This is a genomic window from Ningiella ruwaisensis (assembly GCF_004798935.1).
GTDB classification, from domain to species: Bacteria; Pseudomonadota; Gammaproteobacteria; order Enterobacterales; family Alteromonadaceae; genus Glaciecola; species Glaciecola ruwaisensis.
The window spans coordinates 465,828-491,338 of sequence record NZ_RAHT01000001.1 but is presented as its reverse complement, the minus strand read 5'-3'; the positions used below and the strand labels follow the sequence as shown (position 1 = coordinate 491,338).

Annotated in this window: 25 protein-coding genes and 2 tRNA genes; 10 read left to right on the top strand and 17 right to left on the bottom strand. The window is 42.8% G+C overall.

The window, feature by feature from the left end:
* Positions 1-6 precede the first annotated feature (6 nt).
* Positions 7-855: a class I SAM-dependent methyltransferase gene (locus D6V41_RS02060; protein ID WP_168710934.1), complete on the bottom strand. Its 849-nt coding sequence runs from the start codon at positions 853-855 to the stop codon at positions 7-9.
* A 215-nt stretch (positions 856-1,070) separates the two neighbouring features.
* Here D6V41_RS02060 and D6V41_RS02055 point away from each other — a divergent pair, with 215 nt between their 5' ends.
* From D6V41_RS02055 to D6V41_RS02045, 3 genes are all read left to right on the top strand, one after another.
* Positions 1,071-2,315 (top strand): serine hydrolase domain-containing protein, encoded by a 1,245-nt coding sequence (locus D6V41_RS02055; protein ID WP_136249816.1) that lies wholly within the window; start codon positions 1,071-1,073, stop codon positions 2,313-2,315.
* Positions 2,302-3,480 carry a DUF418 domain-containing protein gene (locus D6V41_RS02050; protein WP_136249815.1) on the top strand — a complete coding sequence of 393 codons (1,179 nt, stop codon included), beginning with the start codon at positions 2,302-2,304 and terminating at the stop codon, positions 3,478-3,480. Before D6V41_RS02055 ends, D6V41_RS02050 begins: the two co-directional genes overlap by 14 nt.
* 214 nt (positions 3,481-3,694) lie before the next feature.
* Positions 3,695-3,817: a DUF3149 domain-containing protein gene (locus D6V41_RS02045; RefSeq protein WP_136249814.1), complete on the top strand. Its 123-nt coding sequence runs from the start codon at positions 3,695-3,697 to the stop codon at positions 3,815-3,817.
* 28 nt (positions 3,818-3,845) lie between these two features.
* On the opposite strand, the gene smrB is transcribed toward D6V41_RS02045, so the two are convergent.
* Positions 3,846-4,370, bottom strand: a complete 525-nt coding sequence (smrB, locus tag D6V41_RS02040) for an endonuclease SmrB (protein ID WP_136250073.1) — start codon at positions 4,368-4,370, stop codon at positions 3,846-3,848.
* A 1-nt stretch (position 4,371) separates the two neighbouring features.
* Positions 4,372-5,676, bottom strand: coding sequence for a mechanosensitive ion channel family protein (locus D6V41_RS02035; protein ID WP_421907477.1), 1,305 nt, complete (start codon positions 5,674-5,676; stop codon positions 4,372-4,374).
* A 258-nt stretch (positions 5,677-5,934) separates the two neighbouring features.
* Between D6V41_RS02035 and prmB the strand changes: the two genes are divergently transcribed.
* Together prmB and aroC are read left to right on the top strand one after the other, a co-directional pair.
* Positions 5,935-6,924, top strand: coding sequence for a 50S ribosomal protein L3 N(5)-glutamine methyltransferase (prmB, locus tag D6V41_RS02030; protein WP_136249812.1), 990 nt, complete (start codon positions 5,935-5,937; stop codon positions 6,922-6,924).
* Positions 6,925-6,931: 7 nt separating this feature from the next.
* Positions 6,932-8,032 (top strand): chorismate synthase, encoded by a 1,101-nt coding sequence (aroC, locus tag D6V41_RS02025; protein WP_136249811.1) that lies wholly within the window; start codon positions 6,932-6,934, stop codon positions 8,030-8,032.
* Between the two features lie 124 nt (positions 8,033-8,156).
* On the opposite strand, the gene D6V41_RS02020 is transcribed toward aroC, so the two are convergent.
* The gene (locus tag D6V41_RS02020; RefSeq protein WP_136249810.1) at positions 8,157-8,741 is read right to left on the bottom strand and encodes a Fe-Mn family superoxide dismutase; all 585 of its coding nucleotides are present in this window, start codon (positions 8,739-8,741) and stop codon (positions 8,157-8,159) included.
* A 241-nt stretch (positions 8,742-8,982) separates the two neighbouring features.
* On the opposite strand from D6V41_RS02020, the gene D6V41_RS02015 reads away from it, so the two are divergent.
* On the top strand, positions 8,983-9,312 hold the full coding sequence (locus D6V41_RS02015) for a Grx4 family monothiol glutaredoxin (RefSeq protein ID WP_136249809.1): 330 nt from the start codon (positions 8,983-8,985) through the stop codon (positions 9,310-9,312).
* Between the two features lie 116 nt (positions 9,313-9,428).
* Here D6V41_RS02015 and D6V41_RS02010 read toward each other — a convergent pair whose 3' ends face one another.
* A complete protein-coding gene (locus D6V41_RS02010) occupies positions 9,429-9,623 on the bottom strand; it encodes a bacterioferritin-associated ferredoxin (protein WP_136249808.1) in 195 nt (64 codons plus the stop codon).
* Positions 9,624-9,704: 81 nt separating this feature from the next.
* The gene (gene rnt, locus D6V41_RS02005; RefSeq protein ID WP_136249807.1) at positions 9,705-10,343 is read right to left on the bottom strand and encodes a ribonuclease T; all 639 of its coding nucleotides are present in this window, start codon (positions 10,341-10,343) and stop codon (positions 9,705-9,707) included.
* 225 nt (positions 10,344-10,568) lie between these two features.
* Here rnt and D6V41_RS02000 point away from each other — a divergent pair, with 225 nt between their 5' ends.
* On the top strand, positions 10,569-11,372 hold the full coding sequence (locus tag D6V41_RS02000) for a flagellar protein MotY (protein WP_421907475.1): 804 nt from the start codon (positions 10,569-10,571) through the stop codon (positions 11,370-11,372).
* 14 nt (positions 11,373-11,386) lie between these two features.
* On the opposite strand, the gene glpQ is transcribed toward D6V41_RS02000, so the two are convergent.
* Positions 11,387-12,355 carry a glycerophosphodiester phosphodiesterase gene (gene glpQ / locus D6V41_RS01995; protein ID WP_136249806.1) on the bottom strand — a complete coding sequence of 323 codons (969 nt, stop codon included), beginning with the start codon at positions 12,353-12,355 and terminating at the stop codon, positions 11,387-11,389.
* A 345-nt stretch (positions 12,356-12,700) separates the two neighbouring features.
* Here glpQ and D6V41_RS01990 point away from each other — a divergent pair, with 345 nt between their 5' ends.
* Positions 12,701-13,567: a hypothetical protein gene (locus tag D6V41_RS01990; RefSeq protein ID WP_136249805.1), complete on the top strand. Its 867-nt coding sequence runs from the start codon at positions 12,701-12,703 to the stop codon at positions 13,565-13,567.
* Positions 13,568-13,660: 93 nt separating this feature from the next.
* Here the strand turns inward: D6V41_RS01990 and D6V41_RS01985 are convergent, their stop codons facing one another.
* The 10 genes from D6V41_RS01985 to D6V41_RS01940 form a co-directional block, all read right to left on the bottom strand.
* Positions 13,661-14,392: a hypothetical protein gene (locus tag D6V41_RS01985; RefSeq protein WP_136249804.1), complete on the bottom strand. Its 732-nt coding sequence runs from the start codon at positions 14,390-14,392 to the stop codon at positions 13,661-13,663.
* A 156-nt stretch (positions 14,393-14,548) separates the two neighbouring features.
* Positions 14,549-15,181 (bottom strand): endonuclease III, encoded by a 633-nt coding sequence (gene nth, locus D6V41_RS01980; RefSeq protein ID WP_136249803.1) that lies wholly within the window; start codon positions 15,179-15,181, stop codon positions 14,549-14,551.
* The gene (locus tag D6V41_RS01975) at positions 15,178-15,906 is read right to left on the bottom strand and encodes an electron transport complex subunit E (protein ID WP_136249802.1); all 729 of its coding nucleotides are present in this window, start codon (positions 15,904-15,906) and stop codon (positions 15,178-15,180) included. Before D6V41_RS01975 ends, nth begins: the two co-directional genes overlap by 4 nt.
* Complete coding sequence (rsxG, locus tag D6V41_RS01970; protein ID WP_136249801.1) at positions 15,903-16,604, bottom strand: electron transport complex subunit RsxG; 702 nt, start codon at positions 16,602-16,604, stop codon at positions 15,903-15,905. Before rsxG ends, D6V41_RS01975 begins: the two co-directional genes overlap by 4 nt.
* A 1-nt stretch (position 16,605) precedes the next feature.
* Positions 16,606-17,694 carry an electron transport complex subunit RsxD gene (gene rsxD / locus D6V41_RS01965; RefSeq protein WP_136249800.1) on the bottom strand — a complete coding sequence of 363 codons (1,089 nt, stop codon included), beginning with the start codon at positions 17,692-17,694 and terminating at the stop codon, positions 16,606-16,608.
* Positions 17,687-19,471 (bottom strand): electron transport complex subunit RsxC, encoded by a 1,785-nt coding sequence (gene rsxC / locus D6V41_RS01960; RefSeq protein ID WP_136250071.1) that lies wholly within the window; start codon positions 19,469-19,471, stop codon positions 17,687-17,689. The genes rsxD and rsxC overlap by 8 nt, the downstream gene beginning before the upstream one ends.
* A gap of 51 nt (positions 19,472-19,522) precedes the next feature.
* On the bottom strand, positions 19,523-20,110 hold the full coding sequence (gene rsxB / locus D6V41_RS01955; RefSeq protein ID WP_136249799.1) for an electron transport complex subunit RsxB: 588 nt from the start codon (positions 20,108-20,110) through the stop codon (positions 19,523-19,525).
* On the bottom strand, positions 20,107-20,685 hold the full coding sequence (rsxA, locus tag D6V41_RS01950; protein ID WP_136249798.1) for an electron transport complex subunit RsxA: 579 nt from the start codon (positions 20,683-20,685) through the stop codon (positions 20,107-20,109). The genes rsxB and rsxA overlap by 4 nt, the downstream gene beginning before the upstream one ends.
* A 180-nt stretch (positions 20,686-20,865) precedes the next feature.
* Positions 20,866-20,942, bottom strand: a tRNA-Asn gene (locus D6V41_RS01945).
* A gap of 29 nt (positions 20,943-20,971) precedes the next feature.
* Positions 20,972-21,048, bottom strand: a tRNA-Asn gene (locus tag D6V41_RS01940).
* Positions 21,049-22,056: 1,008 nt separating this feature from the next.
* Between D6V41_RS01940 and D6V41_RS01935 the strand changes: the two genes are divergently transcribed.
* Together D6V41_RS01935 and uvrB are read left to right on the top strand one after the other, a co-directional pair.
* Positions 22,057-23,454, top strand: coding sequence for an MATE family efflux transporter (locus D6V41_RS01935; protein ID WP_241664411.1), 1,398 nt, complete (start codon positions 22,057-22,059; stop codon positions 23,452-23,454).
* Entirely contained in the window at positions 23,451-25,469 is a 2,019-nt protein-coding gene (gene uvrB, locus D6V41_RS01930) for an excinuclease ABC subunit UvrB (protein WP_136249797.1), read from the top strand. The genes D6V41_RS01935 and uvrB overlap by 4 nt, the downstream gene beginning before the upstream one ends.
* Positions 25,470-25,511 lie beyond the last annotated feature (42 nt).

Below are 25,511 nucleotides of genomic sequence, written 5' to 3'. Positions count from 1 at the left end.
GATTGCTCAGACTCTTTTAGTTGCAATGGCAATAAGCGTATCGCTTTGGTCTCTTGCTGCCAGATAGGATTCATAAGCGTGTGCAAGAGCGATACTTGTCGCATCATTAGTTGCACCAGAAAGCCCTGAGGGCTCATGATGTGAGCACCAGTGCAAGTGATTCCAAACTGGATAACGTTGAACGCCTTTGATGTATTTGACTTGCCATCCGCTTGCTTCAATAGTGTATTTAAGAGACGCTCTGGTGTGCAGAACGATATGCTCTGACCAAAAAGTGAAGGCTTTAAAAGCTTCGGGGCCTTCATGTATAAGCCAGTCATTTGCGTGAGGAACTTCTATAATAAGCGTTGCTTGTTCATCCGAGGCTTCAGCCAATTCTTTCAATATTGTTTGCGGGTCATCGAGGTGTTCCATCACATGAAACAAACTGACAACTTGCGCAGTAAATGTCTTCGCTTCGTAAAAATCAGCACTGACCTGATAACCAGATTGCTTCAAGAGTTCCAAGTTTGTCTGATTAAGTTCGATTCCTAAATGCCTGCGTGATAAATGACTATCATGTCGAAGTTGATAACCAGGTCCACATCCAAAATCAAGCCATGCTTTTCCAGCGATTAGCGACTCTAGGAGCATGCTTCGTCTTTCGGTATCAGCGACATCCATATCATTTCGGGGATGCTCAGTCGCAGGCATGCTTTTATTGACGTAATAGTCTGTCTTTCTGCCGCCATATTGCGGATCAAGGTAAACCACGCCTGACTGTTTATCTTCAAAAACAGCAACGTCAGCATCTCGACATTTGTCTGCCAATTTATTGGCTCTCTTAGCAGAGATAAAATCAGACTTTTCTAACATTGATATTGCTGGCAATAGCGCCATAAGAAGACTCACTTACTTTTATCGATGGTTAATTAACGGTCTGTGTGATTGCAAAACTTATTGATATAACTTTGTGCAACAGCATTGCAATTTTGATTCCAAAAATGTAAGTAGTTGATCTTCTTGCTTGCTTGCGACTTATTTTTTCATCTATCATTTGAAGAAATCGCGACTAAGGAAAGAAATTAGCTATGTGGAAATGGCTTTTCAGTATTTTTACCATCATTCTGGTCGCTGCTGTTGGGTATTGGTTTAGTCTAAACAGTGGCGTTCGCTATTTAATATTAAATCCTCCAGACAATGAAAACGTGCTTTTCTGGACCACAGAGCAGCGTGATGCTGGATTTAGAGCTTTAGAATATTTAGATATCTTGCCAAAGCGTACGATTTCTAAAAGTGATGAGAAAACATCAAACCATACAGACAATAATGAAAAGAATAAGCCTATAGAATTAGAGCCAGGTAAACCCCTTGCCATTCCTGATGAGAAAATAGCTGATTATTTTAAGAGTCAACGAATTGCTGCATTAGTGGTAATTCACGAAGGAAAACTTGTTTTTGAAGGCTATGGTTTGGATTTCGACGCAGATAGCAAATGGACAAGCTTTTCAGTTGCAAAATCTTTTACTTCAACCTTGGTAGGCGCGGCCTTAAAAGATGGCTATATTAAAAGTCTTCAAGACAAGGTGACTGACTACATCCCTTCAATGCGCGGTAGCGCTTACGATGATGTTAGTATTGAGCAACTGTTGACCATGACCTCAGGTGTTAAGTGGAATGAAGATTATAGCGACCCACAATCGGATGTATCCCAATTCAACTTTCACCAGCCAGATCCAGGGATTGACGCAACGGCAAGTTATATGCGTAAGTTGCCGCGTGCATCAGCCCCGGGTGCAAATTGGGTATATAGCACAGGTGAAACAAATCTGATTGGGCTTTTAGTGAGTCGAGCGACAGGCAAACCTCTCGCCGATTATTTATCCGAAAAAATCTGGCAGCACATAGGTGCAGAGCAGAATGCATCATGGATATTAGGGCCGAGCAATCATGAAATAAGCGGCTGCTGTATTCAGGCTACTACGAGAGATTTCGCGCGCTTTGGTTTATTTATATTAAACGGTGCAAAAGTTGGCGGTGAAGGGGCTACGGGAAGTAGCATCGTGCCAGACAACTGGTTTAATCTCGCCACTCGCAAGCAAGCCGATACAGGAAGCGAAGATATGGGATATGGTTACCAATGGTGGACGTGGGAGGATGGTAGCTTTCAAGGGCGAGGGATTTTTGGACAGGGAATTTTTATAGACCCTGGCAAAGACTTAGTCATTGCGGTAAACAGTAATTGGCCGGTAGCGTCTAGCGCAGAGTATAACGCCAGAAAGTTTGCCATGTATCGAGATATTCAAAAAGCAGTCACTGACAGTGAATCGAATTAAGTCAATTGATGCCATCAGGGGCCTCGCTATTCTTGGCATTCTGTTTATGAATGTTGGTTTTCACATCAATATTGTCACCGGTTATGTCGGTTTTGAAGAGGCTATATCAAGCGACAGGATAATTTTAATCCTGCAGGGCCTGTTTATTGATGGGCGCTTTCGAAGTCTGTTTTGCATCTTATTTGGCGCGGGGCTGGCGATTTTGCATGAGCGTGCCAGCGCTAGAGGATTCGCGGTCAATATTTACCTAAAATCAAGGTTATTCTGGCTTGCAATTATCGGCGCCTTACATGCTACTTTTCTTTTTGGTGGCGACATCCTGCTATTCTATGCGCTGTGCGGCTATGTTGTAATTAAGTATTTGGATAATGACCAAAAAACCCTGCTCGTGGCGGCAAAACACCTGTTTATTGCCGGCAGTATTCTGAGTCTGATCATTGGCGCTGGTGCATTATATTCCACTTCAAGCGATGAGATTATGCATCGAAACTCAGCGGCCTTCTTGTCCAAAACCGCGTTTATCAATCAAAGCTACTTAAACTTTATTTTAGCCAATACGGGAATAGCAATATTTTTGCTGCTTATCTCAGTTTTTTCCTACCTGTGGCAGGCGCTAGGCCTGATGGTTTTAGGTATTTATCTTTACAGAAGTGGATTTTTTGAAAGAGGGTTCACACCTGATACTTTAGGAAAAATATCGCTTGCAGCGATTGTTTCAAGTCTTATCACCATCTCGCCGTACTTTTTATTGTCGTCGATTGACAGCAACATTATGCCATCGCTCGCTAGCGTTTCAGCGATTTTTGTTTCGCTGATTTACGCACATTTTTTGATAAGACTATCGCTTACAAACAAGCGCTATGTTCTTAAAAGCGTGGAAACGAGTTTGGAAAAGTGCGGAAAAGTTGCTTTAACACTTTACATAAGCCAATCAGTGGCAATGGCGCTATGGTTTAAGGTGATTTTACCGTGGATTGACCCTGACTATATTCAAAGCATCACTTTAGTGGATTTGATGCTGATATCCATTGTTTTTACGTTTATTCAAATCCTTTTTGCGAAATTTCTTACACATCACTTTTCACAAGGCCCTTTAGAGTATCTATGGCGCAAGCAATATGAGAAGCGGTATCAGGAGAGGGTTCTAAAGCAAGAGCGTGAGTGATCTCTCAATTCTGTTATGCAAATATCCATTAACCCTTGCAAAAACTTGATCTAGATTAATAAATTTATCTGCAGTATTTAGGTTTGAAAAAAACATTGATCTTGATCAGCGTTTTTTTAGCACTTTTTGCCACAATTAAACCATGAATTATAAATGACGCCACGTCGATTTAGTGCGGCTTTAGATGGCGTTTTAACCAAGAGCAGAGGTGCTTATGATTGACTTACTACTTTCAGATCCTGTCGCATGGGGTTCAGTACTTGGCATATTCGTGGTGATTGCTATTTGTGCATATTACGTCTATTTATTTTTAAATAACGTACACGAAGATAAATAAAGGCGCCAGGCGCATCGTTGTTGAAAGATTATATTTGCGTGTCTATTAACACGAGTAGTGCGCCATTGCCTCCCCATTCCAAAGGTGCCTGATGAAAACCCAGCACTCTCGGGTGTTGGACAAGGTAATTAGGCACTTGTTGTTTTAAAACACCGCCGCTCACGCCGTGAATGATATTTATGCACTCATAGTGTTTATTGAGCGCCTCATCAATTGCCGCAGCCAATTCGGGTTTTGCTTGAGCGCGATTAAGACCATGTAAGTCCAAAACAAGCTCAGGCACTATTTCTCCGCGCCTTAAGCGCTTAACACCCTGTGATGCAGTCTGATTGTTTTCTCTCACAAATTTAAGCGCTTTGTTGGCATCAAAGTGCGCTTCAAAACCATCTGAAAATTCAAACGACGCTGCGCGTTGTTTTTCCCTGTGCGTATAAATCGCCGCTGGCTTTCGTTTTAACGCACGTTTTTCTTTTGCACTTTGAACGAAAGTGTCGTGTTTAACCGGTTTTGCGTCAGCAAAGAGCTTTTTGAATTCATCTTCGTCTGAATGCATATTACCTGACACCACCTTGTTCATTTAATATTTTCACTTCACGCTGCGGGAACGGAATTTCAATATCGTGTTTTCTCAAGGCTTCAAAGATCATGAGCAATAAGTCACCACCTACGCGATTTTTACCGTCATCTACCCCATACATCCAAAACTCGACAAACATATTTACACCGCTATCCCCAAAACTGTCTATCTCGCAGTCAGGACGCTCTTCAAATGGGATATCTTCACCGCTAATCACTTGGGGATGCTCTGCCACCACCGACTTGATGATTTCAACCAATTGGCGAATATCCGTTTTGTAAGCAACCGAGAAGTCAACGCGAAAACGCTGCTTCATATCCTTATGAGACCAGTTGGTAAAAGTCTCGCTGATAAACTTTTCATTGGGTACCATGATGAATTTACCATCAAAGGTTTCCAAAGTTGCGTAGCGCATTTTAAACTCGCGGACATAGCCTTTACAGCTATCGTCAAACTCAATGTAATCGTCTACCGTAATTGAGCGGTCGAGCAAAATGATAATGCCGGATATAAAATTAGAGGCGATGGACTGCAAACCAAAGCCCAAGCCGACACCTAACGCGCCGCCAAATACTGCAAGCGCAGTCAGGTTTATACCCATAACGTTTATCAGTATCAAACCAACAGCTGTAAATAAGATTACTTCAAAAAGCTTGGCGAGCACTTCTTTTGTGGGTACATCAAAATCAGTTTGTTTACGAATTACATCTTGTCCAAATTGATTCGATGCGCGGCCAAACCAAAACAAAAATGTGCCAAATATGATAACGCGAGCAAGACCATAGGCAGATAATTCAATGTTGCCAACTTCGATTCGAACCGACTCAAGCGCGGCAACGATTTCAGGTAACAGTCCAACAAGGTGCAAAAACAGAATGGGTAAAGCAATCCATTTAAACAGCTTGGAAAGCACACGATTACTCACATAACGCTCAATAAGCTGATTTAAAAATAGCAGCATCGCAATGCCCAGAGCGTAGGATAGTAACCAGTGTGAGATAGCCGATTTTTCGTAAAGGACGAGGACAAACTTGAGTAAAATAATGGCAATAAGCGGAAATACCAAGCGGTGTATGTTAAACACAAGGCGCCTGATAGGGTGGCAACTATCTTCTGGCGTATCGTGAACCCAAGCAATACGCTTTTTTAACTGCAAAGCCAGTACAAAGGCAAAAATGTAAATCGCCAAAATAGTGGCAAATTGAATATAAGTTTGCGTTGACGATAAGACTTCAGCGCTTTGGTCAATAAACTCGAAAAAATGCTTTTGTAAACTTTCCATTGTGTTCATAAGAGCTTCTGCTTTTTTGTATTTATTCAGAGCACCTTTGCTCCCAATAGGTTCTACTTATTTTGGCATGCTTTGGCATGAAGATTAGGCGATGCCTGACAATATTGGCAAGCTTGCGCTAAACTCAAATAGCATTGCAAGTTTTATCGTCAAATAAAATGCAAAAATCGTTCATTAAGACAGGCATTCCATTGGAATAATGCGTATTATACGCATTAATAATCTGACAGCTTTTTTATTTTACCGCAAATGTCTGAACATTCATCTACAATCAACGAGTTAACTACTGCCGCGAGTGCCTCAAGTGCAGATTCTCCTTTGCACGAATTAGTAAGCATTGGGGATTGGATACGCTTTAGTATCAGTGAATGCCATCGCCATGACATCTACCTGGGGCACGGAACCGATAATATCTGGGATGAGGCAGAACACCTTGTTTTTCAGGCATTAGACTTGCCGCTGTTGATGAACGCTGCTCAGAAACAAGTCATGTATGTTACGCGCACAACCATGGCGGAGCGCAAAAAGATACTGGACTGGGTGCGTCTTAGAACAGAGCACGCAAAACCCTTAGCCTATATTTCGAACGTAGCGTGGTTCGCCAAAATGCCGTTTTATGTTGATGAACGTGTTTTGATCCCTCGTTCTCCTTTTGCCGAGCTGATTGAAAAACGCTTTGCCCCTTTTTTATCTGAACGTTTTGCGCCTTCTCACATTTTAGACATGTGCACGGGCAGTGGCTGCATTGCAATTGCGCTTGCTCACGCCTTTGAGCATGCTGCAGTTGATGCTACGGATATAGACATGGATGCGTTGGAGGTCGCTTCAATCAATATAGAGAATCACCAGCTTGAAGAGCGCGTCTATCCAATTCAATCAGACATCTTTAGTGAATTAGCCGGGCAAAGCTATGATCTGATTATTGCGAATCCGCCTTATGTTGATGCTGAGGATATGGCAGATTTACCACAGGAATATCACCATGAACCCGAGCATGCGCTTGCAAGCGGTTACGATGGCCTGGATTTGACCATGCAAATTGTGACACAAGCCATCGAGCATTTGAACGATGATGGCTGGCTGTTTGTTGAAGTAGGGAATTCCGAAGCCAACTTTGCTCAGCGCTTTGGTTCGCTCGAGGTTACCTGGTGCGAATTTGAACATGGCGGAAGCGGTATCTTTGCCATCAGTAAAGCGCAGTTATTAGCGCAACAAGATATATTGGACGAATTGGAGTAAATGCAGGATGTCTGGAAATACCTTTGGAAAACTATTTAGCGTTACCACTTTCGGAGAAAGCCACGGTATTGCCATTGGCGGAGTAGTAGACGGTTGTCCTCCTGGACTGGAGTTGACAGAAGAAGACATGCAGGTAGATTTGGATAGACGAAAGCCCGGTACTTCTCGTTACACTACGGCACGGCGCGAAGAAGATGAAGTGAAGATTTTATCAGGCGTATTTGAGGGAAAGACCACAGGTACCAGCATCGGTTTGCTGATTAATAATACTGACCAGCGCAGTCAGGACTATGGAAAAATTAAAGATACCTTCCGTCCGGGTCATGCCGATTACACCTATCAGCAAAAATTTGGTATGCGAGATTATCGCGGAGGAGGGCGCTCGTCTGCCCGAGAAACAGCAATTCGTGTTGCCGCAGGTGGAATTGCCAAAAAATACTTAAAAACGCATTTTGGGATTGAAATTCGTGGCTTTTTGTCGCAATTGGGGCCAATCGCAATTGATTCAGTTGATCATACGATTACTAATACCAACCCTTTCTTTTGTCCAGATGCGTCCAAACTGGACGCGCTTGACCAGTACATGCGAGACCTTAAAAAAGAGGGAAATTCAGTAGGTGCCAAAGTCAGTGTATCGGCTATCAATGTGCCGGTTGGGCTAGGCGAGCCAGTATTTGACCGTTTAGATGCGGATATCGCTCACGCCATGATGGGTATAAACGCTGTTAAAGGAGTTGAAATTGGCGATGGATTTGATGTGGTGACGCAAAAAGGCACTGATCACCGTGATCAAATTTCTCCTGAAGGCTTTCACACTAATCACGCTGGAGGCATATTAGGTGGCATTTCAACCGGACAAGAAATTTTGGTTCACATGGCATTAAAACCCACTTCAAGTATTTCTATTTCAGGTGAAACTGTGGATGTAGCAGGTAAATCGGCTGAAATTATAACCAAAGGCCGACACGATCCATGCGTCGGTATTCGGGCCGTTCCAATTGCTGAAGCGATGCTTGCTTTGGTTTTGATGGATCACCTTTTACGCCATCGAGCGCAAAATGCAGATGTGAAAAGCCCAACGCCAGTGATCCCGGCATCGCGTCCCTGAAGCGAAGATTCTATTTAATCGATGTTTTACGCGCTTAACAGTTAGATAAAAAACAGGCAGACAAAAAATACCCAGCGCATGGCTGGGTATTTTAAGAAAAAGCGTAAGTGGTTTATGCTACAAATTATGCTGCAAAGTTCTCTGAAGCAAAATCCCAATTCGCCAGCGCCCAAAATCCTTCAAGATAATTTGGACGTACATTGCGATAATCGATGTAGTAGGCATGCTCCCACAAATCAACAGTTAACAATGGCGTTAAGCCGACTTCAGTGATAGGTGTACCGGCGTTGCTGGTATTGACGATATCTAAACCACCATCAGCTGTTTTTACAAGCCATGTCCAGCTCGAACCGAAGTTATTCACTGCTTTGTCATTAAAAGCCGACTTGAAGTCTGCGAAAGAGCCCCATTTTGCGTTGATTGCGTCAGCTAGTGCGCCGCTAGGTTCACCGCCGCCATTTGGACTAAGGCTGTGCCAGTAAAAAGTATGGTTCCATATCTGTGCGGCGTTATTAAATACGCCGCCATCACTGCTTTTTACAATCTCTTCTAAAGACTTATCTGCGTAGTCAGTACCTTCGATTAAGCCGTTCAGCTTGGTCACGTAAGTCGCGTGATGCTTGCCGTAATGAAACTCTAATGTTTCAGCTGAAATATGCGGCTCTAGTGCGTTTTTTTCGTAAGGTAGTGCGGGTAATTCAAAAGCCATGTGTTTTCTCCATTTTCTGTGAGGATGTTGTAGTGTTGAAGTAAGGGCAAAGTCTTGCTTTTAAACCCTTTTTCAATAAAAACTTTTAGAACATGATCAGTGGGTCTTCTTATTTCGTAAAAACAGGCGTTAAAGATCACACTTATTTAAGCCATTTAAAGAAATTTAAGACCTTGATGGCTTGATATTCTGCGTTGTGACCCATACCCTACACACATTATACATTGATATGGCAGTTATTATGGAAACCTTAGATAAAATTAAAGAACAAATCGCTGAAAACCCTATCCTTCTCTATATGAAAGGTTCACCTAAACTACCTAGTTGCGGATTTTCGGCACAAGCCAGTCAGGCGCTTATGTCTTGTGGCGAACAGTTTGCCTATGTGGATATTTTACAAAATCCGGATATCAGAGCAGAATTACCAAAGTATGCAGACTGGCCCACGTTTCCGCAGCTTTGGATAAATGGAGAATTAATTGGCGGTTGTGACATCATTTTGGAAATGTTCCAGCAGGGAGAATTACAGCCCTTGATTAAAGAGGCTGCTGGAAAGGCAAAAGAATCGTAAGTCGAAGCGGAAATCTTCCAAAAAGTGTCTGAAGCAGACAAACACATATAAAAAAGGCGCGTAATTCATAACGCGCCTATTTTAATATTCAATTCTATTTATACAATATCAACTATTCAGCCCACGTCTTTGAATAAGGAATCATCAATAATGGTTTGGTCGATAATTGAGACTGCCATGTCTACACATGCACCGCACTGCGATCCAACGCCTAGCTGTTTTTTAAGCTCGCGAATATTGCCAATGCCATCGTCACGCACTGCTTTTTCGATTTGCTTATCGGTAATGCCATAGCACATACAAACGAACATGTTTTGCCTCTTCTAACAACACTGCAAATGATAATAGTTGTTATTTAGATTAAAGGCAAGCAGTTTTTGATTAAAAAATCGCTAGTTTTCTTCTTTATTTAGGGGCCAGCCGCCTAGCATTTGATAGCGATTGACCATGTAACAAAATAATTCTGCCGTTTTTTCGGTATCGTAAAGCGCGCTGTGTGCTTCGGATTGTTTAAACTCAATTTCTGCTGCTTCACAAGCTTTAACCAAAACCGTTTGACCCAAGCAAAGCGCGGCGAGACTGGTAGTGTCGAAGGACACGAAAGGATGAAAAGGCGTTCGCTTGATACTTTGACGCTCAATTGCAGCATTTACAAAGCTTTGATCAAAGGTGGCATTATGGGCAACGATGACGCTTCGTTGACACTCAGCCGCTTTTTGCGCTTTACGAATGTGTTTGCACAGTTCTTTGAATACATCATGCTCTGGCTTGGCGCCTCTTAAGGCGCAGTACGGATCGATACCATTAAATTCAATGGCGGCCTTTTCGATATTTGCGCCTTCAAATGGCACAACATGTTCATGGAATACAGTGTCTCGCTCTAGTTGCCCTTGCTCGTTAAGCTTTAAAGTCACCGCTGCAATTTCAAGCACTGCATCCGTTTGGGCATTAAAGCCGCCCGTTTCAACATCGATAACAACCGGAAAATAACCGCGAAAACGCTCGGAAAGGGAAGGGGGGCTTTGACTCATAATTTCAGTCTTAGTCTCTTTATCAAATATAACTATCAACAAGGCATAGTATGCCAACCTTAGTGCCTTGTGGCTAAACCTTTCTCAAAAATAGTCGATACTTACATGGAATACTGAGACTTAAAGATGACTTTACTATTTATGCAAATACATGTTCAACGCTTATTGCTTTTGCTGGCATTACTTACCTTTTCTCTAGCTTGGCAAAACAAGCCGCACGCCAACATGCGTCACTATCAAGTGGATGTTGAACAATCCAATTGGGAAATGCGCTCGCAAACGCGTCTCAAATGCGAAATAAGTCATGAAATACCGGGCTACGGAATTGCGTCATTCACTACAGAAGCGTCAAAACAATTAAATATGGAATTTTACTTGGATATGTATCGTTTGCCCAATCGATACGATTCTGCAATTGTCTATTCAATGCCGCCTAAATGGATGCCGGGCCTTGCGAAACGCGAGATAGCGCGTATGGATTTGCGCAAGCAGTATGATGGCGACTTGCCTTCACAAGCCGCCTGGCAAATGCTTACAGAGCTGGAAAAAGGATTTTGGCCAACCATTTACTACAATGACTGGTTAAATCCGAATGACAAAGTTGCAGTGGCCTTAAATGCGACAGCATTTGAAGAGGTTTATTATAACTTTAGCCGCTGCGTCGCTAATTTATTGCCCTATAGCTTTGAAGATATTGCCTATACGGTTCTCACATACCAAAAAAACAGTGCAGAACTGACCAAGTACTCACAACGGCGCTTGGATATGATAGGTGAGTACCTCAAGGAAGATTTGGACTTGGATCTTGTTCTGCTTGATGGCTATACCGACAGCTATGGCGGTCCTTATGCAAATGAACAGCTTTCTATTCGCCGCGCAAATGCAATAAGAGACTATTTTGCATCACTGGGCGTAGACGGTGAACGCATAGAAATTACCGGTCACGGTGAAAAGCGTCATGTGTCCCCTAACGACTCTCGGCTCGACCGGGCAAAAAACCGCCGAGTGGTAGTGAGGCTTTCTAAATAGTTTGTTTGGTTTATTTACTTAAGCATGTAAGGCATGATCTGGTCGCTGAATACGCCGTCGACGGCCAGGCTTTTTAAGGCTTCAAATGCTTGTTCTGGCTTGTCGATCACATCTGTTCTGAATGTGTACGGATGAATCAGTAAACCTTGTACTTTTGCACGTTTAATCAATGCTGTGGGTTGCTGTGATTTAAAATCATACACTTGCGGTAGCCACGGACCAATGCCATCTGCATAGCTTGCTATATTTTGCAGGCCTTCAGAAGTTTGCAAAGCATTGTAATCCGTTAATGATTCTCCCCAACTATTGTCAGCGATTAGCTGTACCAGTTTGGTTTTGGCACCAAGCTCAAATTTAAGTCTTTTTAAACTTTCAGGTTCAAAACTTTGAACGAATATTCGAGCGTCTTTTGAATTAAGCGACAGTCGATTAAGTTCATCTACAAGAAGGCTTGCTATATCTTTTCCTTCCTCAAGATGCCAGGCGGGAGACTTTATTTCAGGATACAAACCGACATTTTTATTCAATTGCCGGTTAAGTTCACTCACGAGTTCAACATGTTCTGCAAAGGTCGAAACAGTAAAATGCGCCGCCCCCTGGTAGCGGTTCGCAAATACAAGTTTGCCGTCGCTATTAGTGCGCTCATGAAGGCTTAAACTTCGAAGCTCATCAAGCGTAAAGTCTATTGCGTACCAGCGACCGTCTTTACGCTTACGCTGTGGATAGAGCACTTCAACATTTGTCACATTTTCCAGATGAATATCATGCAATACGATTAATTCGTTATCTCTACTGAGAACCAAATCCTGCTCAATATAGTCAGCGCCTTGCATAAAGGCTAATACTAAAGCTTCTTTGCTATGTTCTGGTAAAAAGCCCGATGCGCCGCGGTGTGCTATCAAATCAAACGCGAGGCTTTTAGCGCTAAATAGCAGAATACAAATGCAAGTGGTCGTAGAGATTAAAAAATGTCTGGTATTCATAGCCTTGTCTTTTCAATGATTACACTAACTCAATAGCATATTTGATATGTATGACGATAAAAAGACAACAAAAGAGCAATGAAGCAATAATGAAACAATAATGACACGACTTTTCTTCCCTCATTTTTTTCGGCATTAGTCCTCTGGGCCCGAAAATAAGCCGCTTGATAAATGAGTATCTGCTTTTCTTGCACTCAAATGTTATTGGCTTAGGACTTTTTCACTGCTATTGTTGCTACATAATGCTGTATAAAAATAAAACAAAATCAAACCGCGCAGCAGTTCGTAAAATTGATTCGTATTTACTTTCGCGCCTTGATCCAACTCGTAAAAGGTAAATACGCTATGTTGTTTCGACTTTTTTTACTCTCTTTTTTCATTTTATTTAGTGCTTCTGTGTTTTCTGATGAAACGAGGGCAGGAGAAACTAGAAGCGAGCCATCCAAAAATACCACTCAGGTGGTCACTGTTGCGGAGGCGAGAGAAGTTTTATCTGATGACTTTCAAGAATTAGTGGCGCTACGCAAAAGTTTATTGAACGAACAAAACACCTTAAAAGCTAAGCGTGATTCTATTAGCGCGATACTCTCCTACGAAAATCCGAAATATCTGGAGAGTGAAATTGTTAGAATAGATCAAATGATGCTGCAGACGCAAAAAGATATCGCTGAACTTGAAAAAATCGAGAACCCAACTGCCGAAGAAATGCAGCGCCTAAATACCTTTCGTGGCTATATCTCCACAGATAAATCCACAATTGAAGCGCATGAGCGCAGAATTGAAGAGTTGGAACAGATGAAGCTTGATTTACAGTTAGTGGAAAACGCATTGTTAAATTCAGTTAATCGGGCAGAAGCTGTAGAGCTTAAGCTTGGTAACCTTTTTAACCTTGAGAAAGAGCGAAACAGTTTCAGGATGATGACCAGTATCGCTTTTGTAGCTTTAGTTGCGATTGTGATTATTGGCTTTTACGTCATTGCGCTTAAAAAAGAAAACATTGCAGAGTCGATTTTTGCTGGTGAAAAGGGTATTCAGTTTGTTACGATCTTTTTAATTGTGATTTCGATTATTTTATTTGGCATTATGGGCGTGCTTGAAAGCAAAGAGCTATCTGCATTGCTAGGCGGTTTATCGGGATATATTCTTGGCCGTGTGAGTAATAATCCCGACAAGCCAAAGCGGGTAAAAGCGACTGAAGCGCCTCAGTCGTGAGTCTTTCAGTCAATTAGCTAATTGCCATTACAGCGTTTTTTCTGTTCTTATGCGTGATTGGTCGGCTCAGTTGTGGAGCGAATTAAAGTAGTATCAGCGACTGAGTCCATAATCCCGATTAACGTCCATGACTCTCAAGCCAAGCTCCAGTGCTTTTATGGTGTCTACAAAATCAAACTGAATGGCACACTGAGCCTCAATCATTACCTCCCATACGTAGCGAAGACTGTCAGGGCGCCTTCCTTTCCAGAATTCCTCGGTCTTATTGATATATGCCACAACAGGCGCAACATGACCATCACGATACATTCGGCGAATGAGTTCAAGATCAGGGCCAAAGGTGCTTAATACTGCAGAGTCGCTAATTTCAAGTGATTGCAATAACTCGGTGAAGGCCAGTTCGTAATTTTCTTGTCGGTAAGCTATCCAGGCTCTGGCAATGCCCACTGAATGAGATTCGCTACTGAAACGGTCAACCACTTCACCGGCAATTTGTTGCTCTAAACTGAGTGCCTCTGCATGTTCAAAAATCCGATCAATTTTGGCATTCACCACTTCTACAGGTTCAAATTGAGCACTGTATCGAAGGTGACGACTTAAATCGCCTATGACTTGATAAGGATTAGTGCTTGTTGCCAGGCTTCGTTCATAGTCCTGCAAGGTCTCGTTGAATAAGCGACGGTTCAAAGCTTCAAAATGCGCATATCGCTGCTTCATATATTGCGCGTAATCAGGGTCTTCACACCCTTTTGCATAATCAGCACGAGCAGCAAAGTTGGCCGTAATACTTAAGCAAAACAAAAGAGCGGCAAGAGGCTTTACCATTTAACTTACCTTTGTTCTATATTTGTATTTTACTACTTTGGAAGTGAGAAGATTGATCGTTTCAAAAGCAGATAAGGTAAGCCAGAAGTCATGCAAATGCGACAGTAGACGAATGGGCCTGGATGATTAAAGTTAACTCAATGAAAGCGCGAGTGATTACTCGACTTTATCTTTAAACTCACACAAATCTTCAATGATACATGAGCCGCATCTTGGCTTTCGAGCCACGCAGGTATAACGTCCATGCAAAATCAACCAGTGATGCACGTCAACCTTGAATTCTTTCGGCACAACTTTCAATAATTTTTGTTCAACTTGGTCAACATTTTTACCCATCGCCAGCTTAGTACGGTTACTCACACGAAAGATGTGGGTATCGACCGCTATAGTAGGCCAGCCAAAAGCCGTATTTAATACAACATTCGCCGTTTTTCTGCCAACGCCGGGAAGCGCTTCAAGAGCTTCTCTGTCTTCTGGCACTTGTGAGTTATGTTTCTCAATCAGAATGCGACAGGTTTCAAGAACGTTCTTTGCCTTTGAATTGAATAACCCTATCGTTTTAATATAGCTTTTTAGGCCCTCTAGACCCAATGCATATATCGCCTCTGGTGTATTTGCTATCGGAAACAGCTTGTCAGTGGCTTTATTAACACCAACGTCTGTAGCTTGCGCCGAAAGAATAACGGCAATGAGAAGCTCAAATGGTGAGCTAAAATTAAGTTCAGTAGTAGGGTGGGGGTTATTTTCACGCAATCGGGAAAGTATCTGAAAGCGTTTCTCTTTATTCATAAATCCGTTCCTGTCACACGTGCTCGCTGTACTACTTTTTGTTCACTTTGCGCTTTGCGCTTGGCTATTGCACCATCAATCAGATTTTTTGCGGCGATTAACAAGCCCATGCCCAAAAACGCACCAGGCGGTAAAATGGCCAATAAAAAATTGGCTTGTGTGTCATAAATAACAAGTGTCATGTTTGCTGCCCACTCGCCTAATAACAGCTCCATTCCATCAAATAAGGTGCCAAAGCCAAGCAATTCTCTCATTGCGCCCAAAACGACCAAAACGATGGTGAAACCTAAGCCCATCATCAATCCGTCAAACGCAGCAAACTGCACGGGGTTTTTAGAGGCGTAGGCTTCAGCGCGGCCAATGATCGCGCAATTTGTTACTATCAGCGGAATAAATATTCCAAGTGCCTGATAAAGCTCAAAAGTATAAGCGTGCATAATAAGTTCAATAACCGTAACAAAGGCAGCAATTACCATCACAAATATCGGAATACGTATTTCGTTAGGTACAAAGTTTCGCACTAAGGACACGGTAATATTTGAACCTAAAAGCACCAGCGTTGTGGCCAGGCCTAGTCCTAGACCATTTACAACAGAACCTGTCACAGCTAACAAGGGACATAAGCCTAACAATTGCACAATAGCAGGATTATTCTTCCAAATACCTTGGATACTTAAGTTTTTTAGCTCGTCTGTATATTGTGACTTGCCTTTATCTTCACTCATTGATATCGCCCATTAGTATGATTATTAGTCTGGCTGCCGGTACTTGCGATATCAGGTGTTACCAATGTATCGGGTGCGCCGCAGCTGGAAGGACTTTCAAATATGCTTTGTCCGTGCAGTTCCACGTAGATGATCGCGTTTTTAACGGCGTTTACTACTGCCCGCGGCGTAATGGTTGCGCCAGTAAACTGATCAAATTGACCGCCATCTTTTTTTACTTGCCAGCGGCTTCTGGTTTCTTCTGAGTAGCTCACGTCAGTAAAAGACTTGATCCAATCGCTTATGCGCAAATCAATTTTGTCTCCAAGACCGGGCGTCTCTCGATGCGCAATCACTCGTGCACCTAAAGAGTTTAAGTTTGTATCTACTGCGACAACGAGTTCTATGTCACCGCTATAACCATCAGGTGCGGTGGTTTCGACTATCGCGGCATAGTTGTCACCATTTTGGCGCGCTCTAAAAATGCGCTGAGGCTGATTACCCAGCAGTGGGTCGGCCTTAACGATTATGCAGTCGGTATGCAGTTCGTTACTATGCTTGTCATGGGGAACAAGCTCATTTAATACACTTAAAAGTTGCTTTTCTTGTGCAGCTGCAATCTCGTCTTTAGTGGCATAAAAAGTCATTGCAATCAGCCCTGTTGACACAACGGCAAAGCCAGCAAGTATGAGTCCATTTCGAGAGATAAAAGTCCACATACTAATCGTCCTCACTGTTATTGATTGCCGAGGTTTTTAGTTTGTGCCCGTAAGTTCTAGGACGCGTATAGTAATCAATTAGCGGAACCGCCATATTCATGAGTATCACGGCAAAGGCCACCGCGTCGGGATAACTTCCCCATGTTCGAATAATAATAATCCAGACGCCAATAGATGCACCGAAAATCAATCGACCTTTATTTGTAGTAGCCGCTGATACAGGGTCGGTTGCAATGAAAAATGCTCCAATCACCAAAGAGCCATTTAAAAAATGAAAGGCAGGAGACGCATATTGAGAGCTATCAGCAAGGTGCAATATTAAAGCGGTGAGCATAGCGGCCAGGATCATACTTCCGGGAATATGCCAATTAATCACGTTTAGCTTTATCAGCGCAATGCCACCCACCAGGTAGGCTATCGCGATTTGCGCCCAACCCAGCCCCCAGGCACCCGACATAATGGGGGTTTGCAAAGCTTCTTGCACGGTGTAACCCTCTACCAACGACGTTTTAACATGGTCAAGGGGAGTCGCCATGCTCACACCATCAGCACCAACGCGCAGCTGCTCTATGCTATAACCATCTATGGTAAAGCCGGTAAATACGGTATAAATTGCATCCAAAATGCTGAAATTTAGCTCGGCCAGGCTTATCGGCGGTAGCCAAGAGGTCATTTGAACAGGAAAAGAAATCAGTAACATAACATAGGCAGCCATTGCGGGATTAAACATATTGAATCCCAAACCGCCATAAGCTTGTTTTACTATGGCAATCGCGAAAAAGCTTCCTATTACGGCTATCCACCAAGGTGCTAATGGTGGCAGGCAAATGCCTAATAGAAGTCCAGCAAGGGCTGCGCTTGAATCTTTTATCACGCGTTCGGTATTTTTTTTGCGTAATTCGACTATAAGCGCTTCGGTCACAATCGCAGTAAGCATGCAAAGCGCTATTTGTATCAATACGCCAACCCCAAAATACCAGGTTTGAAGCATTATACCGGGTATACAGGCATAGGCGACTAAACGCATAACCTGTCCGGTATCGCGTTGATTATGGTGATGCGGAGAGCTTGCTACCTTTAGTTTACTCATTACTGGGTTTGTCTACCTTTTTAGCGGATGTCTCTTGAGATGCCGGCGCAGATTCCTGTTGTTTGGCGCGCTCTTGCTTTTTTGCCTTGGCTCTCGCTATGGCAGCCGCCACCTTCGCTTGCTTATCGTCTTGACTGGTGACAATTGTCGCGCTTGCTGCCGGAACACTCTGCGCTTGTTTTTTCGCTTCATCAGGAGAGGTTTGCGCTTTTGCTTGCGCCGCAGCTTTTTTGGCCTTGGCACGTTCAAGGGCCGCCGCAATTTTATCTTGAGCTACGCCGCCATCTTTATTCATAGCCTGTTTGCGAGCTTCTGCCGCTTTGCGATGCTTTTCTTCACGCTCTTCTTTTTCTCGTTGCAGGCGAGCTTTGCGTGCTTCAAATCGAATGCGCGCCTTTTCTGCTTTTTCTTTTTCGATTTGTTGCTGTCTGATATCCGCCTTTGCCTTTCGGTAATAGTGCACCAGCGGGATCTCGCTTGGACAAACATAGGCGCAGGCGCCGCATTCTATGCAGTCAAACAGATTATATTCCTGCGCTTTTTCGTACTCTTTTGCCTTGCTATGCCAGAACATTTGCTGAGGCAATAGCGATACCGGACAGGCATCCGCGCACGCTGAGCAGCGGATGCACGCTCGCTCATCTTCAACCAGTGGAAGCTCTTTGTGGGCAGGCACCAACAAACAATTTGTGATTTTTACCACAGGTACCTGCACTGAGCTAAGAGTAAAGCCCATCATGGGACCGCCCATAATAATTCTTGGATAGCTTTGCTTGTTTGGATCATACTCTGCAAAGGTGAGTAAATCTTTGACAGGCGTGCCAATTCTTGCCCAAACATTTCTTGGTTTTGCCAAGGCTTCACCCGTTACCGTTACAACACGTTCTATTAACGGCTTTCCTTCTATGACTGCATCGGCAATTGCATAACAGGTCCCAACATTATACATCAGGCAACCTACGTCGACGGGGAGGCCATCAGAGGGTACCTCGCGTGAAGTCAGAACCTGTATCAGCTGTTTTTCTCCGCCGGCAGGATATTTGGTAGGGACGCTAACTACTTGGTAGTGGTCCTCTTGCTGACAGGCGATTGATAAGGTTTTCAACGCTTCCGGCTTGTTATCTTCTACCGCAACCAGCACTTGTTTGGGCTGCAATAGATGGTTGAGAATATCAATACCTTGTCTTATCTGCCAGGCATGTTCGCGCATTAAGCGATCGTCAGCGGTAATATAGGGCTCGCATTCAATTCCGTTAATAATTAAAAATTCAATAGGTTTTACATTATTTGATTTCAAATGAGTAGGAAAACCCGCACCGCCCATTCCACTGATGCCAGCCTTACAAATGGCACTAATTATTTCAGCTTTGCTACGCGTGCTATAGTCGCTTAATGGTTCGTAATTAAAGGGAGTATCCTGGCCGTCTGAACGGATGCTAATAGTCAGCTCTTTAAGGCCCGAAGGATGCGCAGCCACGTGTTCATCAATTGCAATAATCTCTCCGGAGACTGATGCATGTACCGGCACAGAAAAGGCATTGTCACTGCTACTAAGTGGCTGTCCACGTAGCACTTTGTCACCCACGTTTACGATTATTTCACCATTGACCCCAATATGTTGTTTTACAGGAATGTGTACAAGCTCAGGTAAGGGTAATCTGGCAATTGATTCTTGATTAGAAAGCGACTTACGCTCAACAGGGTGCACGCCACCAGGAAAATCCCACAATCGCTGCGTGGCAATTCTTTCCATTATTTGATCGTAATCTGCAAACATACTCATCGTTTTTACTATACTTACCTTGATTGCCTTTGCTTTACTATTTAACTACTGTAGCTGCCTAACAGGAATATCACCGAGGTTTTCGTCACTTCGTGGAACTTGCGTAAAGTCCCATTGCCAATTTTCGCTTTTGTCGTTCAATGGAACCATATCGATGCAGTCAACAGGGCAGGGGTCAACACAAAGATCGCAACCTGTGCACTCATCAATGATCACCGTATGCATTTGCTTTGCTGCACCTAATATTGCATCAACCGGGCAAGCCTGAATGCACTTTGTGCATCCAATGCATTCGTCTTCGCGAATAAAGGCAACTTTTTTAATGTCTTCAACACCGTGAGCCGCGTCTAATGGTTTTGGCTCTTTACCCATTAAGTCAGCTAACTGTTTGATGGTTGCTTCACCACCGGGCGGACACTTGTTGATTTCATCCCCATTTGCGATAGCTTCTGCGTAAGGACGACAGCCAGGATACCCGCATTGACCGCACTGTGTTTGTGGCAATATGTTGTCAATTTGCTCAACTAATGGGTCGCTTTTCACTTTAAAACGAATTGACGCGTAACCTAAAAGCGCGCCAAAAATTAAAGCGATAGCAGAGACAACTAGAATAGCAATGAGGGTTAAAGTCATTTAATTAACCCCGTAAACCCCATGAAGGCGAGTGACATAAGGCCAGCCGTAATCATCGCAATGGACGCGCCTTTAAAGGGAGCGGGCGTATCGGCTGCAGCCAGTTTTTCCCGCATGGCTGAAAATAAAATCAGCACAAAAGAAAAGCCAAGGGCCGCGCCAAAACCATATACAATTGACTCTAAAAAGTTGTGTTGCTTGGTTGTGTTTAGCAGCGCAACGCCGAGTACCGCGCAGTTGGTTGTAATAAGCGGTAAAAATATACCAAGCAGGCGATAGAGACTGGGACTCGTTTTTCTGACAACCATCTCGGTAAACTGGACAACTACCGCAATAACTAGAATGAACGACAAGGTCCGCAGATAAGAAATACCCAGCGGTTGTAAGATATAGGATTCAACTAGATAACTGCTCATTGAAGCTACCGTTAACACAAATGTGGTAGCCATTGACATGCCCATTGCTGTTTCGAGTTTGCCTGAAACGCCCATAAAAGGGCATAGCCCTAAAAATTGGACCAAGACAAAATTGTTTACCAAAACTGTCCCTAACAGGAGCAACAAGATTTCAGTCATTACCGCGTGCTTATCCAGTTTATATTGAGACCGAGAAAGATGACGCGAATTATCGCTTTTTAATTGTCATTAAACAACACGTTATCTGTAAGGGTATTGTGAAAAGCAGAAGGAATTAGATTAATTTTGAGAATTGATGCAAAGACGCAAAGAAATTGTGACGTAAGCCTTAGCTTAGAATGGCTCCCCCTCCCCGACTCGAACGGGGGACCTGCGGATTAACAGTCCGTCGCTCTAACCAACTGAGCTAAGGGGGAATTTCGCATAAATGAAAGTTTGTTAAAAGTGGCTCCCCCTCCCCGACTCGAACGGGGGACCTGCGGATTAACAGTCCGTCGCTCTAACCAACTGAGCTAAGGGGGACCTGACTTTTAACGGATGCGCATATTAATGAGCATCTACCTGACTGTCAATAAACAATTGCGCTTTTTTGTATATATTTAAAGCGTTTGAACGTAAAACCTTATTATTTGTCGTAATATTAACGGATGTACATGCTGAAGCTCATTTAGTTGCTTGCTTATTATGCGAAGCCCAGAGAAATTGGTTGTTTTATTAACTAAATAATAGAGCTTGTTTATCTTTGTTCATTAAGTTCCTATATTTAATACTTATAAACAAAAATTCATTTGTTTTTCTTATTAAGTCAAAAAAAGAATTAAAAAAGCATTGATTACTGTACATTCGGACAGTGCTTAATAAATCTGTCATACAAGCACAGACACTGAATGGTTAGTAACAACTCACATAAAAAATGAACAATTAAGATGGAGCAAGCGTCATTATTAAGGCGCACTCAGTTATCCACCTTTTCTGTGGATAAGTGTGTGAATGAAATTTTTAAATTTAAAATATGTTTCTCAATAAAATGTCAATAAAGAAATGAAATTTTTCTTAAAAATTAAAAAAATATATGTATTACAATGATTTATGAATTTGCTGGATGAATTCGTATTTATTTTCTTGCTTTTGTGAAAATTGTTCGTCTGCCTGTGTGCATCTTTTTCTGATATTCACGAAATTTATGATGAATTTTAAAATGTGGCATTTAATTGGCGTTGCAAATTCTGGGTTTATGACGTTTTTATGACGAAAATTATTCTTAAGTTTAATATAAGGAGGCTGAATAAATCTTTTTGTGTGTTATCTTAAGGAAAGTGCTTGCGTAATCTGAAAAAGATTCCCATTCGTAATATTTTAGAATCCAGCACAATTAATAAATAAAGATAAACACGTTCTAACTATTAGTGTTTATAAACGGTTAGTATTCACAAGCATTGCACTACTGTAAAAGTGTTTAACTGAACACGATATGCAAAAATTTGCAAAGTCTTTATACCATTTCATCAGATTAAAAAAAGTGATTGAGCAATCGTGAAATCGAATCATTCAGCGCGGAATTTAGTAAAAGACGATATTCCAGTTACGCTGCGCAAAATGACTGTTCCTATGATCTTAGGGATGGTGATGTTAATGACCTTTTCTTTGGTCGATACCTACTTTGTAAGCTTACTCGGCACAGATGAGCTTGCTGCGATCAGTTTCACTTTTCCCGTTACCTTTACTGTTATTAGTTTAAATATCGGTTTAGGCATTGGCACCTCTGCAATTATTGGTAAATATTTAGGCGGTGGTGACGCTACACACGCAAAATCCATTGCAAGCGGTGCACTCATGTTATCGTTTATCTTGGTAAGCTTGCTTTGCCTCGTAGGATACTTATTAATTAATCCTGTATTTAGCCTGATGGGTGCAAGCGACCGTTTGCTTCCCTTTATTCATGCATATATGGGCGTTTGGTTTTTATCCGGCGTCTTGCTTGCGATCCCTATGGTTGGAAATAGCGTTCTGCGCGCATCAGGAGACACTAAAACGCCGAGTATTATTATGGCAGTGGGTGGCGGAATTAATGCTTTACTTGACCCTATTTTGATTTTTGGTTGGGGGCCTATTCCCGCCTTTGGCATACAAGGCGCGGCTATTGCCACTTGTATTGCGTGGGCAGTCTGTGTGATATGGATTTTGTATTTATTGGCCTATCAACGTCAGCTTATTGAACCAAAGTTACTTAACTTCGCAGATTTTAAACAGGCAGCGAGCGGTGTTTTAAAAATCGGCTTACCTGCCGCGGGCGCGAACATGCTAACTCCTATCGCCGGCGGAGTGCTAACTGCCGTTGTTGCAAGTTATGGTGCCGAAGCAGTCGCTGCATGGGGCGTAGGTAACAGACTAGAGTCCATTGCCAGTATACTTGTTTTAGCGCTCTCAATGTCTTTACCCCCGTTTATTAGCCAGAATTTTGGAGCAAGCGAGTATCATCGTATTAAAATCGCGTATAAAATTAGCTTACAGTTCGTCATGCTTTGGCAGTTGGCTGTATTTGTCGTTCTTGCTTTATTGTCCACCTTCATCGCTGATATATTCGCCAGCGAACAGCGTGTTCGAGAACTGATCATTTTATTTTTGTTAATTGTACCCGTCGGCTATGGTTTGCAGGGAATCATAATACTAACCAACTCTTCGTTTAACGCTATGCACCGGCCAATGGCTGCATTAGTCTTATCTATTGTGCGCCTCTTTATTTGTTATGTGCCATTCGCGTATATAGGCAGCCTGGTTTACGGATTGAAGGGTTTATTTATAGGCTGCGTTGTTGCAAATTTTGTTACCGCGCTGCTTTCATATTATTGGTTTAACAAAGAGTTGAACAAATCACGCATGCAATACGAACAAACACAATCTACTTTACTAAATAAGGGTGTGTCATGAGTAAAGGCTTTGATCTTGTTTCAAAGTACTCGCCTGCGGGCGATCAACCCAAGGCAATTGAAGCATTGGTAGATGGATTAGACAGCGGACTGGCTCGGCAAACACTGCTTGGCGTGACCGGCTCAGGCAAAACGTTTACCATGGCTAATGTAATTTCTCAGGTGCAACGGCCTACGCTCATACTTGCTCATAACAAAACATTGGCTGCCCAGCTATATGGAGAAATGAAAGACTTTTTTCCCAACAACGCAGTGGAATATTTTGTTTCGTACTACGATTATTATCAGCCTGAGGCATACGTTCCAAGCACCGATACCTTCATTGAAAAAGACGCATCTATTAATGATCATATAGAGCAAATGCGCCTGTCTGCAACCAAAGCACTGATGGAACGTCGCGACGTTGTTATCGTTGCTTCGGTTTCAGCGATCTACGGTTTGGGTGATCCGCAAAGTTACATGAAAATGCTTTTGCATTTGCGCAAAGGCGACTTGATGGACCAACGTGACATATTAAGACGCCTTGCTGAATTGCAATACAAGCGAAACGATATAGCGTTTGAACGCGGGTCTTTTCGTGTGCGTGGTGATGTTATTGACATTTTTCCTGCCGACAGTGAAAAACAGGCAGTCAGAGTGCAGCTTTTTGACGAAGAGATTGAAAAAATCAGCCTTTTTGACCCATTAACCGGCGCGGTTGAAAAAGATGTTATTCGTACTACAGTATTTCCCAAAACGCACTACGTGACACCACGGGAAAAAATACTAAATGCGATAGAAAGCATTAAAGGTGAGCTTAAAGAAAGGCAAAAACAACTTAAAGATAACCATAAATTACTCGAAGAGCAGCGGATATCACAACGCACTCAGTTTGATATCGAAATGATGCTGGAGCTTGGCTACTGCTCTGGTATTGAAAACTACTCAAGATACTTATCCGGCAGAGCCCCTGGCGAGCCGCCACCAACATTGCTGGATTATTTTCCAGCAGATGGGCTTTTGTTTATTGATGAATCACACGTAACGGTATCGCAAATTGGCGCGATGTATAAAGGAGACCGTTCTCGTAAAGAAACGCTAGTGGAATATGGCTTTAGACTTCCTTCGGCACTTGATAACCGGCCGCTAAAATTTGAAGAGTTTGAGCATATTTCGCCGCAGACAATTTATGTTTCTGCTACACCGGGGCAGTACGAGCTAGAAAAATCCGACGGCGACGTCATTGAGCAAGTTGTGCGGCCAACCGGCTTGCTTGATCCGGAAATTGAAGTACGGCCGGTTGCCACCCAGGTAGACGATGTACTGTCTGAAATCCACAAGCGGGTGAAACTTGACGAGCGCGTGCTTATTACAACCTTAACCAAACGCATGGCGGAAGATTTAACCGAGTATTTGAATGAGCACGGAGTACGTGTTCGTTACCTGCACTCCGATATTGATACCGTCGAGCGTATTGAAATCATTCGCGATTTACGTTTAGGCAAATTCGATGTACTAGTGGGAATTAATCTGTTACGAGAGGGCCTAGACATGCCCGAAGTGTCGCTGGTTGCTATTTTAGATGCAGATAAAGAAGGATTTTTACGGGCTGAAAAATCATTAATACAAACCATTGGGCGGGCCGCTCGTCACTTAAGCGGTAGAGCAATTTTATATGCCGACACCATCACCGGCTCGATGAAAAAAGCGATTGATGAAACTAACCGCAGACGAGAAAAACAAAAAGCGCATAATGTTGAAAACGGCATTACGCCGATGAAATTAGATAAAGCCATCACAGATATTATGGATATTGGTGATGAATCTGCACATCCTGCATCAGGTAAAGTAAGACTGAAAAAAGTAGCAGAGAAACAAAAAGTCGCGAAAGTCACGTCGGTGACAGATCTGATGGCTCAGATTTCTGCGCTAGAAAAGCGTATGTTTGAGCATGCGCGTGATTTAGAATTTGAAAAGGCCGCCTCTCTAAGGGATGAAGTAGAGTCTTTGCGCGCTGAAGTGGTTAAACTTTCGTAAAGCTTATAATTTTTGCGCAAATTTACAGAAAAGTGTAAAGTT

Excerpts from the sequence above, each read along its gene's own strand:
- D6V41_RS02060 (WP_168710934.1), bottom strand. The coding sequence starts at position 855 with ATGTTAGAAAAGTCTGATTTTATCTCTGCTAAGAGAGCCAATAAATTG.
- D6V41_RS02055 (WP_136249816.1), top strand. The coding sequence starts at position 1,071 with ATGTGGAAATGGCTTTTCAGTATTTTTACCATCATTCTGGTCGCTGCT.
- D6V41_RS02045 (WP_136249814.1), top strand. The coding sequence starts at position 3,695 with ATGATTGACTTACTACTTTCAGATCCTGTCGCATGGGGTTCAGTACTT.
- smrB (WP_136250073.1), bottom strand. The coding sequence starts at position 4,370 with ATGCATTCAGACGAAGATGAATTCAAAAAGCTCTTTGCTGACGCAAAA.
- D6V41_RS02035 (WP_421907477.1), bottom strand. The coding sequence starts at position 5,676 with ATGGAAAGTTTACAAAAGCATTTTTTCGAGTTTATTGACCAAAGCGCT.
- prmB (WP_136249812.1), top strand. The coding sequence starts at position 5,935 with ATGTCTGAACATTCATCTACAATCAACGAGTTAACTACTGCCGCGAGT.
- aroC (WP_136249811.1), top strand. The coding sequence starts at position 6,932 with ATGTCTGGAAATACCTTTGGAAAACTATTTAGCGTTACCACTTTCGGA.
- D6V41_RS02020 (WP_136249810.1), bottom strand. The coding sequence starts at position 8,741 with ATGGCTTTTGAATTACCCGCACTACCTTACGAAAAAAACGCACTAGAG.
- D6V41_RS02015 (WP_136249809.1), top strand. The coding sequence starts at position 8,983 with ATGGAAACCTTAGATAAAATTAAAGAACAAATCGCTGAAAACCCTATC.
- D6V41_RS02010 (WP_136249808.1), bottom strand. The coding sequence starts at position 9,623 with ATGTTCGTTTGTATGTGCTATGGCATTACCGATAAGCAAATCGAAAAA.
- rnt (WP_136249807.1), bottom strand. The coding sequence starts at position 10,343 with ATGAGTCAAAGCCCCCCTTCCCTTTCCGAGCGTTTTCGCGGTTATTTT.
- D6V41_RS02000 (WP_421907475.1), top strand. The coding sequence starts at position 10,569 with ATGCGTCACTATCAAGTGGATGTTGAACAATCCAATTGGGAAATGCGC.
- glpQ (WP_136249806.1), bottom strand. The coding sequence starts at position 12,355 with ATGAATACCAGACATTTTTTAATCTCTACGACCACTTGCATTTGTATT.
- D6V41_RS01990 (WP_136249805.1), top strand. The coding sequence starts at position 12,701 with ATGTTGTTTCGACTTTTTTTACTCTCTTTTTTCATTTTATTTAGTGCT.
- D6V41_RS01985 (WP_136249804.1), bottom strand. The coding sequence starts at position 14,392 with ATGGTAAAGCCTCTTGCCGCTCTTTTGTTTTGCTTAAGTATTACGGCC.
- nth (WP_136249803.1), bottom strand. The coding sequence starts at position 15,181 with ATGAATAAAGAGAAACGCTTTCAGATACTTTCCCGATTGCGTGAAAAT.
- D6V41_RS01975 (WP_136249802.1), bottom strand. The coding sequence starts at position 15,906 with ATGAGTGAAGATAAAGGCAAGTCACAATATACAGACGAGCTAAAAAAC.
- rsxG (WP_136249801.1), bottom strand. The coding sequence starts at position 16,604 with ATGTGGACTTTTATCTCTCGAAATGGACTCATACTTGCTGGCTTTGCC.
- rsxD (WP_136249800.1), bottom strand. The coding sequence starts at position 17,694 with ATGAGTAAACTAAAGGTAGCAAGCTCTCCGCATCACCATAATCAACGC.
- rsxC (WP_136250071.1), bottom strand. The coding sequence starts at position 19,471 with ATGTTTGCAGATTACGATCAAATAATGGAAAGAATTGCCACGCAGCGA.
- rsxB (WP_136249799.1), bottom strand. The coding sequence starts at position 20,110 with ATGACTTTAACCCTCATTGCTATTCTAGTTGTCTCTGCTATCGCTTTA.
- rsxA (WP_136249798.1), bottom strand. The coding sequence starts at position 20,685 with ATGACTGAAATCTTGTTGCTCCTGTTAGGGACAGTTTTGGTAAACAAT.
- uvrB (WP_136249797.1), top strand. The coding sequence starts at position 23,451 with ATGAGTAAAGGCTTTGATCTTGTTTCAAAGTACTCGCCTGCGGGCGAT.